Source organism: Micrococcus sp. FDAARGOS_333 (genome assembly GCF_002206575.2).
In the GTDB taxonomy this organism is placed as follows: Bacteria; Actinomycetota; Actinomycetes; order Actinomycetales; family Micrococcaceae; genus Micrococcus; species Micrococcus lylae.
This window is the reverse complement of the sequence record NZ_NJFJ02000001.1, coordinates 1621417-1635912: the sequence shown is the minus strand read 5'-3', so window position 1 is coordinate 1635912 and position 14496 is coordinate 1621417. Positions and strand designations below refer to the sequence as shown.

At 69.9% G+C, this 14496-nt stretch carries 14 protein-coding genes; 3 read left to right on the top strand and 11 right to left on the bottom strand.

Translation table 11 applies throughout. The annotated features are described in order from the left end of the window. Positions 1-10: 10 nt before the first annotated feature. Together CEQ11_RS07335 and CEQ11_RS07330 are read right to left on the bottom strand one after the other, a co-directional pair. Positions 11-1207 (bottom strand): arsenic resistance protein, encoded by a 1197-nt coding sequence (locus CEQ11_RS07335; protein WP_227718790.1) that lies wholly within the window; start codon positions 1205-1207, stop codon positions 11-13. Beyond that, positions 1200-2036 carry an SOS response-associated peptidase gene (locus CEQ11_RS07330; protein WP_088478216.1) on the bottom strand — a complete coding sequence of 279 codons (837 nt, stop codon included), beginning with the start codon at positions 2034-2036 and terminating at the stop codon, positions 1200-1202. Before CEQ11_RS07330 ends, CEQ11_RS07335 begins: the two co-directional genes overlap by 8 nt. 305 nt (positions 2037-2341) lie before the next feature. Between CEQ11_RS07330 and CEQ11_RS07325 the strand changes: the two genes are divergently transcribed. The 3 genes from CEQ11_RS07325 to CEQ11_RS07315 all read left to right on the top strand — a co-directional run bounded on the left by CEQ11_RS07325 (position 2342) and on the right by CEQ11_RS07315 (position 5032). Then, positions 2342-3436, top strand: a complete 1095-nt coding sequence (locus CEQ11_RS07325) for an S-(hydroxymethyl)mycothiol dehydrogenase (RefSeq protein ID WP_067190150.1) — start codon at positions 2342-2344, stop codon at positions 3434-3436. Further along, positions 3436-4092 (top strand): MBL fold metallo-hydrolase, encoded by a 657-nt coding sequence (locus CEQ11_RS07320; protein ID WP_102957503.1) that lies wholly within the window; start codon positions 3436-3438, stop codon positions 4090-4092. Before CEQ11_RS07325 ends, CEQ11_RS07320 begins: the two co-directional genes overlap by 1 nt. Before the next feature lie 163 nt (positions 4093-4255). Further along, a complete protein-coding gene (locus tag CEQ11_RS07315; protein ID WP_227718789.1) occupies positions 4256-5032 on the top strand; it encodes a uridine kinase in 777 nt (258 codons plus the stop codon). An 80-nt stretch (positions 5033-5112) separates the two neighbouring features. Here CEQ11_RS07315 and CEQ11_RS07310 read toward each other — a convergent pair whose 3' ends face one another. The 9 genes from CEQ11_RS07310 to nrdH form a co-directional block, all read right to left on the bottom strand. Beyond that, on the bottom strand, positions 5113-5856 hold the full coding sequence (locus CEQ11_RS07310) for a lipoate--protein ligase (protein WP_088478215.1): 744 nt from the start codon (positions 5854-5856) through the stop codon (positions 5113-5115). Further along, positions 5853-6716 (bottom strand): thioesterase family protein, encoded by an 864-nt coding sequence (locus CEQ11_RS07305; protein WP_088478214.1) that lies wholly within the window; start codon positions 6714-6716, stop codon positions 5853-5855. Before CEQ11_RS07305 ends, CEQ11_RS07310 begins: the two co-directional genes overlap by 4 nt. A gap of 86 nt (positions 6717-6802) precedes the next feature. Then, a complete protein-coding gene (locus CEQ11_RS07300; RefSeq protein WP_087133464.1) occupies positions 6803-7480 on the bottom strand; it encodes a methionine ABC transporter permease in 678 nt (225 codons plus the stop codon). Beyond that, positions 7477-8565, bottom strand: coding sequence for a methionine ABC transporter ATP-binding protein (locus tag CEQ11_RS07295; protein ID WP_088478963.1), 1089 nt, complete (start codon positions 8563-8565; stop codon positions 7477-7479). The genes CEQ11_RS07300 and CEQ11_RS07295 overlap by 4 nt, the downstream gene beginning before the upstream one ends. Positions 8566-8570: 5 nt before the next feature. Next, entirely contained in the window at positions 8571-9479 is a 909-nt protein-coding gene (locus CEQ11_RS07290; protein WP_067190142.1) for a MetQ/NlpA family ABC transporter substrate-binding protein, read from the bottom strand. A gap of 593 nt (positions 9480-10072) precedes the next feature. Next, a complete protein-coding gene (nrdF, locus tag CEQ11_RS07285) occupies positions 10073-11041 on the bottom strand; it encodes a class 1b ribonucleoside-diphosphate reductase subunit beta (protein WP_067190140.1) in 969 nt (322 codons plus the stop codon). A 297-nt stretch (positions 11042-11338) separates the two neighbouring features. Beyond that, entirely contained in the window at positions 11339-13507 is a 2169-nt protein-coding gene (gene nrdE / locus CEQ11_RS07280; RefSeq protein ID WP_087133465.1) for a class 1b ribonucleoside-diphosphate reductase subunit alpha, read from the bottom strand. Beyond that, on the bottom strand, positions 13507-13971 hold the full coding sequence (nrdI, locus tag CEQ11_RS07275) for a class Ib ribonucleoside-diphosphate reductase assembly flavoprotein NrdI (RefSeq protein ID WP_088478962.1): 465 nt from the start codon (positions 13969-13971) through the stop codon (positions 13507-13509). The genes nrdE and nrdI overlap by 1 nt, the downstream gene beginning before the upstream one ends. A gap of 17 nt (positions 13972-13988) precedes the next feature. Then, positions 13989-14234 carry a glutaredoxin-like protein NrdH gene (gene nrdH, locus CEQ11_RS07270; RefSeq protein WP_067190167.1) on the bottom strand — a complete coding sequence of 82 codons (246 nt, stop codon included), beginning with the start codon at positions 14232-14234 and terminating at the stop codon, positions 13989-13991. Between the last annotated feature and the right edge of the window lie 262 nt (positions 14235-14496).

Below are 14496 nucleotides of genomic sequence, written 5' to 3'. Positions count from 1 at the left end.
GGGCCGTTGCTCACAGCGCCGGCGCCGCCTCCTCTCCCCGCACCGCGCGGGCCGCCATCCAGCGGCTGACCAGACCCATGCCGAGCAGCTCGACGAGCGACTGCGTCACGATCGCCGCACCGGCCAGTTCCCAGCCGGCCGGCAGTGCCAGGGCGATCGGCAGCACCACGAACGAGTTCCTCGTGCCGAGCGTGCACACGAGGGTGCGGCGCTGTGGGCGCGGCAGTCCGGCGATGTCCCCGGCCACGGTCCCGGCCAGCACCGCGCCGCCGAGGTAGACCACGCACACCAGCGCGCCGACCCAGAGCACGCCGGACGCCTCGGCCACCGCCGGCGCACTGCCGGCGGCCACGAGGAAGACCACGGCGGTCAGCAGCGGGATCGGCCAGCGGGCCAGCCGCGCACGCCGCGCCTCGCCCACCGCCGAGCGCTGCAGCGACCGCTCGAAGAACGCGGCGGCTCCGAGCGGCACCAGCACCACCAGCACGGCCCCGGTGATCACGCCCGGGCTCAGCAGCGCCGCCCCGAGGCCCGGCAGTCCCCCTCCGGCGCCTCCGACGCCCGCACCGATGCCTCCCCACAGCACCGTGAACAGCCACACCCACACGGGCAGGCTCACCAGCTGCAGCACCAGGTTCACGGGGGTGATGACCACAGCCGCGGCCCGGTCTCCCCAGGACAGGTAGGAGAAGGTCAGGAACCAGTCCGTGCACGGCACCGCGAGCACCAGCAGCAGTCCCAGCGCCAGGGCCGTCACCTGGGCCTCGGAGCCCACGAGCACTCTGCCGAACACCTCCACCCCGGCCACCAGGCACAGGGCGAACACCGGCATCACCAGCCCGTTGGCCACCAGCACGGTGCCGAGCCAGGGGCCGTCCCGGCCGGCCTCACGCAGCCGCTGCAGCGGGGTCTGGACGAAGGTCGCGAACAGCAGCGCCGCCAGCAGCGGCCACAGCAGCACACCGGTCACCGCTGACACACCCGGCACCGCCAGGCCCAGGGCCCCGCCGAGCACGGCCGCACCCAGGTACAGCCACACCTGGTGCTGCTCCAGGCCCGACGGCGGCGCCGTCGCCTCGGCCTGCGCCGTCACGTCCCCGGACGGCCTCGCCCCGGCAGGCCGGGGCACGGCGACATCGTCCGCGGGCCCCGTCTCCTCGTGCCCTGCCTGCCCGCGGGCCGGCTCCTGCGCGTGCCGCTCAGACAAGGCGTTCCTGCACCCCTCCCTGCGGCCGGATCAGCTCCGGCCCGTTGTTCCGCACGTTGCCCACGGCGGTGCCGACGGGGCGCAGCCGCCAGCCGCGCGCCACGGACTCGGCGCGCTCCACCACGCGCCCGACGAGGTCCTCCGCCTCCTCGGCGGAGGCGAGCTTCACCGGCTCGAGCCAGTCAGCCATCAGGGACTCGTCCAGGGGGACGGGCAGACGGTCGTGCAGACGCCCCAGGGAGGCGAGGGTGCCGTCGTCGTCCTCCGGGTCCGGGGAGGCGCAGGTGAGGATGGAGCAGGAGAGCACCCACGGGTCCTCGCCGCGGGCCTGAGCCTCCGGGTCCTTCCACCACTCGTAGAGGCCGGCGAACCAGATGACGGGCCCCTCGCCGTCACCGGCTCCGGCGGGGTGCACGTAGTACGGCTGCTTCTTCGCCGCCTTCCCGTCGGCGCCCTTCTGCCCCGGGTCGGGGGCCTTCCACTCGTAGTAGCCTTCCACGGGCACGGCGCAGCGGCGGGCACGCACGGCCGCCCGGAACGTCGGCTTCTGCGCCACCGTCTCGGAGCGGGCGTTGAACGCACGCGAGCCCACGGACAGCTCCTTCGCCCACGGCGGCACCAGGCCCCAGCGGGCCACATGGATCCGCCGCGTCACCGCGGCGTCGCCGTCACCCGCCCCGGCGTTCCCCGCATGCGCCACCAGGATCGGCACCTCGGCCGTCGGGGCGACGTTCCAGTTCTCGCGGAGCACCAGCTCCTCATCCGGCTCGGCACCGCCCCGGGCCACCAGGTCCCCGGTCGCACGGGCCATCACGTAGCGGCCACACATCTCAACGGTCCTTCCCCTCGTCTGCTCGGCCTCCGGTCACAGCGCACTCGTCTGCCGCATCAAGTCTTCCCCGTCCCGGGCGACGGCGCCACACGCCACGCGTGCTGCGCGCCGGCCCCACCGGACCTGTGACCCGTGCATCCGCCGCCGACCCTGTGATGGGATGGAGGGACCGACGCGGGAGGACGCCCCACCGGCGTGGCACCGCTCCGACCAGCCTGCGGCCCCCGAAGGCCCGCTGGCCCCGGACCGGCACACACGCGCCGCAACCGTCCGCCCGTGCACCCCACAGGAGAGGAGCCCACGTGCCCCAGAAGGTGAAGGCCGTCATCGCACGGTCGAAGGACGCCCCCGTCGAGCTGACCACCATCGTGGTCCCGGACCCGGGTCCGGGCGAGGCCGTCGTGGACATCAAGACCTGCGGCGTCTGCCACACGGACCTGCACTACGTCGAGGGCGGCATCGGAGACGACTACCCCTACCTGCTCGGCCACGAGGCCACCGGCGTGGTCTCCGCCGTCGGCGAAGGCGTGACGAACGTCGAGGTCGGGGACACCGTCATCCTGAACTGGCGTGCCGTCTGCGGCGAGTGCCGCGCCTGCAAGAAGGGGGACCTGAAGTACTGCTTCTCCACCTTCAACGCCGAGCAGAAGATGACCCTGGAGGACGGCACCGAGCTGGAGCCTGCCCTGGGCATCGGCGCCTTCGCCGAGAAGACCCTGGTCCACTCCGGCCAGTGCACCAGGGTGGACGGCGTGGACTCGGTGGACGAGCAGGCCGCCGTCGGCCTGCTGGGCTGCGGCGTCATGGCCGGCATCGGCGCCGCCGTGAACACCGGCGAGGTCAAGCGCGGCGAGTCCGTGGCCGTCATCGGCTGCGGCGGCGTCGGCGTGGCCGCGGTGGCCGGCGCGAAGCTGGCCGGCGCCACCACGATCGTGGCCGTGGACATCGACCCGAAGAAGCTGGCGAAGGCCGAGGAGCTCGGGGCCACCGTCACCGTGAACTCGAAGGAGCAGGACGCCGTCGAGGCGATCCGTGAGGCCACCGGCGGCGTCGGCGCAGACGTGGTCATCGAGGCCGTGGGCCGCCCGGAGACCTACGAGCAGGCCTTCTACGCCCGCGACCTCGCCGGCCGCGTGGTGCTTGTGGGCGTGCCGACCCCGGAGATGAAGATCGAGCTGCCCCTGCTCGAGGTCTTCGGCCGCGGCGGCGCCCTGAAGTCGTCCTGGTACGGCGACTGCCTGCCCGAGCGCGACTTCCCGATGCTCGTGGACCAGTACCGCCTGGGCCGTCTGCCGCTGGAGGCGTTCGTCACCGAGAAGATCGGCATCGACGAGGTGAACGAGGCCTTCGACACCATGAAGTCCGGCGACGTCCTGCGTTCGGTGGTGGTGCTCTGATGGCACGCATCGACCACATCGTCACCTCCGGCACCTTCTCCCTGGACGGGGGGACCCATGAGGTGGACAACAACGTCTGGATCGTCGGCGGCGCCGAGGAGTGCGTGGTCATCGACCCGGCCCATGACGCGCACGCCGTGTGGAAGGCCGTCAACGGCCGTCAGGTCCTGGCGATCCTGCTCACCCACGGCCACGACGACCACATCCGCCAGGTCATGGAGTTCCGCCGGATGGTGGACGCGCCCGTGCTGATCCACCCGGACGACCGCATGCTCTGGGACGCCGTGTTCCCGGACGAGGCCCCCGACGGCGCCCTGCAGGACGGCGACACCTTCCGCGTGGCCGGTGTGGAGCTCGAGGTCCGCCACACCCCGGGCCACTCCCCCGGCTCGGTGTGCTTCCACGTCCCGGCCCTGGGCGAGAAGGACGAGGACGGCACCCCCACCGGCGTCGTGTTCTCCGGCGACACCCTGTTCGCCGGCGGCCCCGGCGCCACCGGCCGCAGCTACTCGGACTTCGACACGATCATCGAGTCCATCTCCACGCGCCTGCTGCCGATGTCCGACCGCACGGTGGTCCACACCGGCCACGGCGACTCCACCACCATCGGCGCGGAGGCACCGCACCTGGACGAGTGGATCGCCCGCGGCCACTGACCGCCCTGCACCACGGTGCGGGCCTTCGGCCCCGTCCCGGCGACGGACCCGGTGCCTTCCGCGGAAGGCGCCGGGTCCGTCGTCGTCTGCCCTCGGAGCCCTGACGCGGTGGCCCTTCCGCAGGCGCACAGCATCTGAGGAGGGTCTGTCAGAATGGGTGACCGTGAACGACACCGCCCAGCCCGAGCCCGTCCAGACCGAGCCCGCCGCGTCCGGGACCACCGGCTCCGCCGAGGCGACCCCCCGGCCACGCGTGGTGCTGATCGGCGGGGCATCCGGCTCCGGCAAGTCGTTCCTCGCCCGCCGCTACGGCCGTCCGCACCTGCCGCTGGACTCCTTCTACCGGCCGCAGTCCGAGGATGCCGCCGAGGGCGGGGACGGCCCGGCCTTCCCGCGCACCCCCTACGGGGAGATCGACTGGGACGACCCGGGCACCTGGAACGGCCCGGCCGCCGTCGAGGCGATCGTGCAGCTGCGTCAGACCGGGACCGCGCAGATCCCGGACTACGACATCTCCACGTCCTCGATCGTGGGCACGGTGCCGTTGCACCTGGAGTACGGGAATGGCTCCGAGGCCGACGCCTCGGGTGCCGGCGCCTCGGGTGCCGGCGCCTCGGGTGCCGGCGGCGTGGGCGGGCCGATCGTGGCCGAGGGCATCTTCGCCACGCAGATGCCGGCCCTGCTCGAGGCGGCAGGGGTGCCCTTCGACGCCTGGTACATCGACCAGTCGCCGGTGACCACCGCCGTGCGCCGCTTCGCCCGGGACGTGGCCGAGCGCCGCAAGCCGATCCCCTTCCTGCTCCAGCGCGGCTGGGCCCTGTTCCGCACGGACGGCGCCCGGAAGCAGGCCGCGGTGGACGCCGGATTCGTGGCCCGCTCCACGGCGGACATGCAGCACGACCTGTTCGCCATGGCCGGTGCGCCCGCCGAGGACGCCTGAGCCCGCGCCGCAGGTCACGGGCGTGTGCGACCGGCCCGGGCCCTGCCGCCGCCGGCCGTCCGGACGTGCCCGCAGCCGGGTCAGACCGCCAGGTCACCCAGGGACATGCCGCGCTCGGCCGCCCAGTCCGCGTACTCGGCGCGCAGCGCCGCCACGAACTGCTCCACGCTCGCGCCGGGGTGCACGTCCTCGGCCCCGCCCACGGTGCGCGGGTCCATCGGCATGCCGAGCTCCCGGTAGACGTCCGTGAGCACCGCACGCAGCGGCGCGGCGTCCGCGACCACCACGTGGGTGGAGAACAGCCAGGCGCCCTTGACCACACGCTGGGCGGAGCCGGCCAGCTTCACCGGGTGCTCGGGGGCCGGGCTCTGCACGGAGAACTCGCCGGGGCAGTACTCCCCGGGGATCTCTCCCACCGAGGCCGGCACGTCCATGCGGGCGAATGCGCGCACGAACAGGTCGGCGAACGCGGAGAAGCGTGCCCGCTGCGTCACGGCCGCGTCCTCCTGCAGGCACAGGTGGTCCACCACCACACAGCCGTGGTGGTAGGCCGCCGCCCGTCCGCCGGCCCGGCGGGTCAGGGGTGCGAAGCCGTGGGCCCGGGCCGCCGCTGCCGCCGCCTCGAAGCCGGGCAGCCGCGTATCGCGCTGGCCGAACGCGACCGTCGGCTCGGGCACGTAGACACGGATCAGATCGTCCAGGTCCTTCCCCTCCGCCGCGGCAGTGCGGAAGACGGACAGCTCGCCCATGGCCCAGTCGAGATCCTCGGCGGCCCCCAGGGTCCGCTCCTGCACCGCCCAGCGCAGCCGGCGGACTGCGCTCACAGGCCGCCCTCGGCCGGCCAGGAGCGCAGGGTGAGGGTCTGTTCGACGTGGGCGAAGGGGCCGTCGTCGTCATGGAGGACGGTGCTCGTCAGGCCCACGCCGTCCGGGCCCACGGTGACCTGGCCTGCGAGGCCGAGCCAGTGGCCGCTGGGCTCGCGGTACAGATGGATCTGCAGGTCTACGTTGGGGAAGAACCAGCCGCCGGGCTTCGGCGGCAGGGCCGGGGCGATCCCGTTGGCCGCATCGGTGAGTCCGATCAGGCGCACCAGATCGCTCGTGGGCTCCCCCGCCACCATCTCACGGTCCGTGGTGATCCACACCCGGCCGTGGCCCGGCGCGTGACCGGGAACGGTGACGCCCTCGAGGGAGGCGATGTACCCGCCGGCCCACCCCTGGAGCGCGTTGTGCGCCTCCGCCTGCGAGCGCGGCAGGAGGGGCTCGTCCGGCAGCTGGGCGACCGCGGAGGTGTCCGAGGTGGACAGCAGCCAGGCCCGCAGGGTCAGCACGGTGCGGCCCCGGGCGTGGAGCACGGACTCGACCAGTTCGATGGTGCGGCCCGGACGCAGGGTGCGCGTGACCACCTCGAGCTCGCCCGACCAGAGCGTGCCCAGGATGTCGTAGGAGAGCCGTCCCACCCGCAGCCCGGGCGTGGTCTCATGCGCGCTCACCTCATGCAGCAGCAGGCCCGAGACCGCGGCCATGTGCATCTCCTCGGCCCGCCACGCGCCCTGGGCGTGCACGGTGGAGCGCACGCGGGAGGTGCGGACGCCGTCGGCATCCACGGTGGGCTCGCCGAGGCGGACGTAGAAGGCCGCCGGGTCGCCGGCGGAGGACTCGGGGGTGGGCGCGTTGTCGGTCATGGGCCTCAGTCTGCCAGAACGACGACGGCCGGTGACGTCCCCGCAGGGACGTCACCGGCCGTCGTGGCGCGGGGCCGAGCCGGCGCTCAGCGGCGCATGACCTTGCGGGCCGCCCAGTTGCCGACCAGCTGCAGGGCCTGGACGAACACGACGACGACGATGACCGCGGTCCAGGTGACCGCAGGACGGAACCGGTTGTAGCCCTCCACGATGGCGAAGTTGCCGATGCCGCCGCCGCCGATGATGCCGGCCAGTGCAGACATGTCCACCAGCGAGATGATCACGAACGTGTATCCGAGGATCAGCGGACCGAGCGCCTCGGGAAGCATCACGGTGGTGACGATCCGCCACCGTGAGGCGCCCATCGCCCGGGCCGCCTCGATCACCCCGGGGTCCAGGGAGACCAGGTTCTGCTCCACGATGCGGGCGATGGCGAACGTGGAGGCCCAGATCATGCAGAACACCACCGCGGTGTTGCCGATGCCGCTGCCGACCACCGCGATGGTCAACGGCTGCAGGGCCGCGATGAGGATGACGAACGGGATGGGCCGGATCAGGTTCACCACGACGTTGATGGCCAGGTTGACCACCCGGTTCGCGAAGATGCCGCCGGGACGCGTGGTGTAGAGGACGAATCCGAGGACCAGGCCGATCGCGCCGCCGAGCAGGAAGGACCACATCACCATGTAGATGGTGTCCCCCATGGCGGTCCACAGCTCCGGGCCGTAGTAGTCCCAGTCGAGGTTGAGGAAGTCCTGGATCACTGCTGCACCTCCTGCACGTCTCCGGCGCGGCCCAGGTCCGCGAGGAAGTCCTCCACCGCCGCCTCCTCCCCGGTCAGTGACACGGTGAGCAGCCCGTACGCGGAGTCCTTGGTGGCGGACACGCCGCCGTGGACGATCTCGAATCCGACGCCCCGCTGACCGGCCGTGCCGAGTACCGCGGACACCGCGGCGGCGTCCCGCAGGGACACCATGACCAACCGCCCGTCGGTGCGCCGGCGGATGCGGGCCACCTCCTCCGCATTGGGCCGGTCCTTGAGCGCCGTGGTGACGAAGGACGCGGCATCCGCGGAGTGGTTCGTGCGGGAGAACAGGTCGAACACTCGACCGGATTCCACGACGCGGCCCGCGTCCATCACGGCCACCCGGTCCGCGATGGAGCGGATGACCTCCATCTCGTGGGTGATGGCCACGATCGTCACACCGAGCTCCTCGTTGACGCGCCGCAGCACGGACAGGACCTCGGAGGTCGTGGACGGGTCCAGCGCGGAGGTGGCCTCGTCCGCGAGCAGGATCTCCGGCTCGGCGGCCAGGGCACGGGCGATGCCCACGCGCTGCTTCTGCCCGCCGGAGAGCTGCTCCGGGTAGTGCTTCGCCTTGGACTCCAGGCCCACGAACTCCAGCAGCTCGGCCACACGCTCCCGGCGCCTGGCCTTCGGCCAGCCGGCGGTGGCCAGGGCGTAGTTCACGTTGCCGGCGACGGTCCGCGAGTGCATGAGGTTGAACTGCTGGAACACCATGCCGATGCGTCGACGCACCGGCCGCAGCTTCGCCTCGGAGAGCGCGGAGACCTCCTCGCCGAGCACCGTGACGGTGCCGGAGGTGGGCTTCTCCAGTCCGTTGATCATGCGGATCAGGGTGGACTTGCCGGCGCCGGAGAAGCCGATGACTCCGAAGACCTCGCCGCGGTGGACGGTCAGGGAGACGTCGTCCACCGCCGTGACCTCGCCGCTGCGCCCGCCGAAGACGCGGCTGACGTGGTCGAAGACGATGACGGGCTCCCCCGCGGCGCCCTCTGCGGTGCGCCCGGGGGCGAGCTGCTTTCGGTCAGGGGTGTGCGCTGCCATGGGCATCAGGAGCCCTGCTCGGCGATCGCGGCCTGGTAGTCCTCGGTGACCCGATCGATCTCGTCCTGCTCCAGCTGCACCGGCACGGAGGTGCCGGAGGAGAGCTCGGCGTCCGAGTCCAGGATCTGCTGGTTGTGGTAGAGCTCGGCGAGCTTCTTGTACGTCTCGTCGTCCTTGTCCTCCTGGCGGACCACGAACCCGTTGACGAACGGCTTGGCGGCGTCTGCGGACGGGTCGTCCTGGAACAGGGCGGTGTTCGTGTCGATCCCGGCGTCTGCGGAGAAGTCGTTGTTGATCACCGCGCCCTGCACGGACTCCAGCGCGTTCACGGTCTGCTGCGCGGCCACCGGCTGCACCTTCACGGTGGAGGCGGACTCGTCGATGTCCTTCGGCTCCGGGCGGATCGTGTCGTTCTTGAGCGTGACCAGGCCGGCCTGCACGAGCACGCCGATGGCACGGCCCTGGTTGACGGTGTCGTTCGGGATCGCGACGGTGTCCCCCTTCTGGAAGTCCTCCACGTCCTTGTACTTCTTCGAGTACAGCGGCAGGGGGATGATCTCGGTGGAGCCGATCATCACCAGGTCGCTGCCCGAGGCCTCGTTGTAGTCGGCCAGGTAGGCGATGTGCTGGAACCAGTTCATCTGGATGTCACCGTTCTCCAGCGCCGGGTTCGGCTGGGTGTACTCCGTGAAGTTGCGGATCTCCACGTCGAGGTCCAGCTCCTTCTTGGCAAGCTCCACGAACAGCTTGTTGGTCTCGTTCTCGCCCACGATGCCGATGACGATCTTGCCCTTGCCGCCGTTGGCGGAGTCGTCCTGCGCCTGCGAGTTGCAGGCCGAGAGGGCCAGGGAGCCGACGGCGGCGAGGGAGAGGGCGCCGAACGAACGGCGGGACAGTGCGGGGTGCTGGGACATGGGGGAACTCCTCTGGGACAGGGGGAAACGACGCCTGCCCGTCCTCGGCTCGTCCGGGACGGGGTCGGGTGCGGTGCTGAACGGCGTGCCCGGCCGGGGCGGGGACGGAGAGTGCCGACGCCGGTGGGGCCACGCCTGCGCGGCCAGGGCGGAGACGCCCGTGCCGCGCCGGTGTACTTCCTTTCGAGGGTCTGCTCTTGCCCGCCTCCAGCCACCGCGCGCGTCCCCGTCGTCGGGGTCCTCCGCGCGGCGGAAGTGGGCCGCTTCTCGGTCCGATACCACCCGTGAACATGGGGTTGGTGAGCGGCTCGTCCTGGGACCACGTGGCCCCGCTTCGCCGGCGGGGCCGTAAGCCGCTTCTCCTGAAGCTGGGCATGATCGTAACGTGTCCACGCGCCGCACACGGCATTCCGGGCGGCTTCTGGGGGCGCATGTGAGGGATTCCACGCCCGGCACCGGGCTGCATGACGCCGCGTGACCTTCCGCAGGGCGGTCGGAGACGACGGCGGCCCGCACCCTCGCGCAGAGGATGCGGGCCGTCGTCGACCGCTCGGTGCCGGGGAGGGCGTGCAGAGCAGGTCAGGCGGGCGGGCTCAGAAGTCCCAGTCGTCGTCTTCGGTGTTCTCGGCCTTGCCGATCACGTAGGAGGAGCCGGAGCCGGAGAAGAAGTCGTGGTTCTCGTCCGAGTTCGGGGACAGGGCGGAGAGGATCGCCGGGTTCACGTTGGTGGTCTCGGCCGGGAACATCGCCTCGTAGCCCAGGTTCATCAGGGCCTTGTTGGCGTTGTAGTGCAGGAACTTCTTGACGTCCTCGGCCAGCCCGACGGAGTCGTAGAGGGCGTGGGTGTACTCGACCTCGTTCTCGTACAGCTCGAAGAGCAGCTCGTAGGTGAAGGCCTTGAGCTCCTCGCGCTTCTCCTCGGGCAGGGTCTCGAGGTTCCGCTGGTACTTGTAGCCGATGTAGTAGCCGTGCACGGCCTCGTCGCGGATGATCAGGCGGATCAGGTCCGCGGTGTTGGTCAGGCGCGCGTGGGAGGACAGGTACATCGGCCAGTAGAAGCCGGAGTAGAAGAGGAAGGACTCCAGCAGGGTGGAGGCGATCTTCTTCTTGTACGGGTCCTCGCCGTCGTAGCGCTCGACGATCAGCGCGGCCTTGCGCTGCAGGTTCGTGTTCTCCCGGGACCAGCGGAAGGCCTCGTCGATCTCCTTGGTGGAGGCGAGGGTGGAGAAGATCGAGGAGTAGGACTTCGCGTGCACCGACTCCATGAACGCGATGTTCGTGTAGACGGCCTCCTCGTGCGGGGTGATGGCGTCCGGGATGAGGGACACGGCGCCGACGGTGCCCTGGATGGTGTCCAGCAGGGTCAGGCCGGTGAACACCCGCATGGAGAGCAGGCGCTCGTCGTCGGTCAGGTTGGACCAGGACTGCGCGTCGTTGGACAGCGGAACCTTCTCCGGCAGCCAGAAGTTGTTCACGAGGCGGTTCCACACCTCGACGTCCTTCTCGTCCTGGATGCGGTTCCAGTTGATCGCTTCGACGAGGTGGTGCTGCTGGTCAGTCACGGAGTGCTCATCCTTCGGCGGTACGTGGGGCCGGCTTCTCACACAGGAGAATCGGCGTGTTCTTGCGGCTTCCAGGGTGATCGGCACGCACGGAAGCCCGGCTGTTCGAGTGGTCAGTCTAGGCCGACGGCCGGACACGTCGGGCGTGCCTCGCCGTGGGCGGAACGGGGTGTCCCCGGGGTGTCCCCCAGGGGTGTGACGGAGGGGCCGGGCGGGTTCTCGCCCGGCCCCTTCCGTGCATCACGACGACGGCCGCCCGCCGCCTTCCGGTGCGGCGGCGGACGGCGCGTGGCCGGCTCAGAGCATGCAGGACACGCAGCCCTCGACCTCGGTGCCTTCCAGGGCGAGCTGGCGCAGGCGGATGTAGTAGATCGTCTTGATGCCCTTCTTCCAGGCGTAGATCTGCGCACGGTTCAGGTCACGGGTGGTGGCCGTGTCCTTGAAGAACAGCGTCAGGGACAGCCCCTGGTCCACATGCTGGGTGGCAGCGGCGTAGGTGTCGATGATCTTCTCGTAGCCGATCTCGTACGCGTCCTCGTAGTACTCGAGGTTCTCGTTGGTCAGGTACGGGGCCGGGTAGTAGACACGGCCGAGCTTGCCCTCCTTGCGGATCTCGATCTTCGAGGCCACCGGGTGGATCGAGGAGGTCGAGTTGTTGATGTAGGAGATCGAGCCGGTCGGCGGGACGGCCTGCAGGTTGCGGTTGAAGATGCCGTGCTCCATGACGGAGGCCTTGAGCTCGAGCCAGTCCTCGCGGGTCGGCAGGTGGATGTCCGCGTCCGCGAACAGGGCTGCGACTCGCTCGGTGGCGGGCTTCCATTCCTGCTCGGTGTACTTGTCGAAGAACTCGCCGGAGGCGTACGTCGAGTCCTCGAACCCGCCGAACCTCTGACCGCGCTCGATGGCGATCTTGTTCGAGGCGCGCAGCGCGTGGAACAGCACCGCGTAGAAGTACATGTTCGTGAAGTCGATGCCCTCCTCGGAGCCGTAGTGCACCCGCTCGCGGGCGAGGTAGCCGTGGAGGTTCATCTGCCCCAGGCCGATGGCGTGGGAGCGCTCGTTGCCCTTGGCCACCGAGGGGACCGACTGGATGTCGGACATGGTGGACACGGCGGTCAGCGCGCGGATCGCCGTCTCGATGGACAGGCCGAAGTCCGGCGAGTCCATGGTCTTCGCGATGTTCATGGAGCCGAGGTTGCAGGAGATGTCCTCGCCGACCTCGGCGTAGGTCAGGTCCTCGTTGTACTGCGAGGCGGAGGAGACCTGCAGGATCTCGGAGCAGAGGTTGGACATGGTGATGCGGCCGGCGATCGGGTTCGCACGGTTCACGGTGTCCTCGAAGACGATGTACGGGTAGCCGGACTCGAACTGGATCTCCGCGAGGGTCTGGAAGAACTCGCGCGCGTTGATCTTGGTCTTCTTGATCCGGGCGTCGTCCACCATCTCGTGGTACTTCTCCGTGACGGAGATCTCGGAGAACGGCTTGCCGTAGACACGCTCCACGTCGTACGGGGAGAAGAGGTACATGTCCTCGTTGCGCTTGGCCAGCTCGAAGGTGATGTCCGGGATGACCACGCCGAGGGACAGGGTCTTGATGCGGATCTTCTCGTCCGCGTTCTCACGCTTCGTGTCCAGGAAGCGGTGGATGTCCGGGTGGTGCGCGTGCAGGTACACGGCGCCGGCTCCCTGGCGGGCGCCGAGCTGGTTCGCGTAGGAGAAGGAGTCCTCGAGCAGCTTCATCACGGGGATGACGCCGGAGGACTGGTTCTCGATCTGCTTGATGGGGGCACCGTGCTCACGGATGTTGGTGAGCGACAGGGCCACGCCGCCGCCGCGCTTGGACAGCTGCAGGGCGGAGTTGATGCCGCGGGCGATGGACTCCATGTTGTCCTCGATGCGCAGCAGGAAGCAGGAGACGAGTTCGCCGCGCTGCTTCTTGCCTGCGTTGAGGAAGGTCGGGGTGGCGGGCTGGAAGCGGCCGGCGACCATCTCGTCCACGAGGTGCTCGGCCAGGGCCTGGTCGCCCTGGGCGAGGTGGAGGGCCACCACGGAGACCCGGTCCTCGTAGCGCTCGAGATAGCGCTTGCCGTCGAAGGTCTTCAGCGCGTAGGAGGTGTAGAACTTGAAGGCGCCGAGGAAGGTCGGGAAGCGGAACTTCGCCTTGTAGGCACGGTCGAACAGGCCCTTGACGAACTCGAACGGGTACTGCTCGAAGGTCTCGGACTCGTAGTAGTCGTTCTCCTGCAGGTAGGTCAGCTTCTCCTCGAGGTCGTGGAAGAAGACCGTGTTGTTGTTGACGTGCTGCAGGAAGTACTGCCGGGCGGCGGCGTGGTCGGCCTCGAACTGGATCTTGCCGTCGGGGCCATACAGGTTCAGCATGGCGTTGAGCTCGTGGTAGCCCAGGCCCTGCCACTCCGGCGGCAGGTGCTTGGCCTGCTGGATGAGGTCCTGCTCGGTGACGGTCATCAGAAGATCCCTTCCAATCCTTCGCGGACGCGGGTCACGTCGTCCGACGTGCCCATGAGTTCGAACTTGTACATCAGGGGCACCTGGCACTTGCGGGCGATGATGTATCCCGCGAGGCAGTACCCCTCGTTGAAGTTGGTGTTGCCGCTGGCGATCACGCCCTGCAGCAGTCTCCGGTTCCCCTCGACGTTGAGGAACTTGATCACCTGCTTGGGGACCGCCCCCTTCCCGTCTCCCCCGCCGTAGGTGGGGGTGAGCAGGACGAACGGGGCGGTGGCCTCCAGCGTCGGCTCCTTCGTGATCACGGGCAGCCGCGCCGTCTGCCCCTCGGGCAGGGCGAGCTTCTGGACGAAGCGGTGCGTGTACCCGGACGCCGACGAGAAGTAGATGAGCCGGGCGTCCGTGGGGACGAGTCCCTGCGCTGCGGCAGATCGGATGTGGTTGAGGTCCGCGCCTCGGGTCATCTGCACCGCGTTGCCACTCAAGCGACTGAGGTGGCGGCGGCCTGGGCCAGCTCCTCGATCTTGTCCGGGCGGAAGCCGGACCAGGAGTCGGACTCGGTCATGACGACCGGTGCCTGCATGAAGCCGAGGGCCCGAACCTGCTCCAGGGCCTCCGGGTCCTGGGACATGTCGACGGTCTTGTAGGCGATGCCCTTCTTGTCCAGCGCACGGTAGGTGGCGTTGCACTGCACGCAGGCCGGCTTGGTGTAGACGGTGACGGTCATCTGCATCCCTTTGCTTCTCATCCGACGGGCCCCGACTGGGGCTCACATCGGTCCCGGAGCGGAATCCGGGGATTCGTGCTTTCGTTCCCGTCGATACTACATGTGGTGATCGGCGGGCGCGACCATCCCTAGATGTAGTGCTTACACGGATGTCATTCATCGTTCACACTCTCTCCACACCCCATCCACACTCCCGGCCGACCACGATCCGCGCGAACACGCGGATCGGGCCGCTTCGACCCCACGCTGTCCACAGCCGGTG

Bases quoted from the DNA above. Each gene is read 5' to 3' on its own strand.
- CEQ11_RS07330 (WP_088478216.1), bottom strand. From the start codon at position 2,036: ATGTGTGGCCGCTACGTGATGGCCCGTGCGACCGGGGACCTGGTGGCC.
- nrdE (WP_087133465.1), bottom strand. From the start codon at position 13,507: ATGACCGTCACCGAGCAGGACCTCATCCAGCAGGCCAAGCACCTGCCG.
- CEQ11_RS07320 (WP_102957503.1), top strand. From the start codon at position 3,436: ATGGCACGCATCGACCACATCGTCACCTCCGGCACCTTCTCCCTGGAC.
- CEQ11_RS07290 (WP_067190142.1), bottom strand. From the start codon at position 9,479: ATGTCCCAGCACCCCGCACTGTCCCGCCGTTCGTTCGGCGCCCTCTCC.
- CEQ11_RS07295 (WP_088478963.1), bottom strand. From the start codon at position 8,565: ATGGCAGCGCACACCCCTGACCGAAAGCAGCTCGCCCCCGGGCGCACC.
- CEQ11_RS07305 (WP_088478214.1), bottom strand. From the start codon at position 6,716: ATGACCGACAACGCGCCCACCCCCGAGTCCTCCGCCGGCGACCCGGCG.
- nrdH (WP_067190167.1), bottom strand. From the start codon at position 14,234: ATGACCGTCACCGTCTACACCAAGCCGGCCTGCGTGCAGTGCAACGCC.
- nrdI (WP_088478962.1), bottom strand. From the start codon at position 13,971: ATGACCCGAGGCGCGGACCTCAACCACATCCGATCTGCCGCAGCGCAG.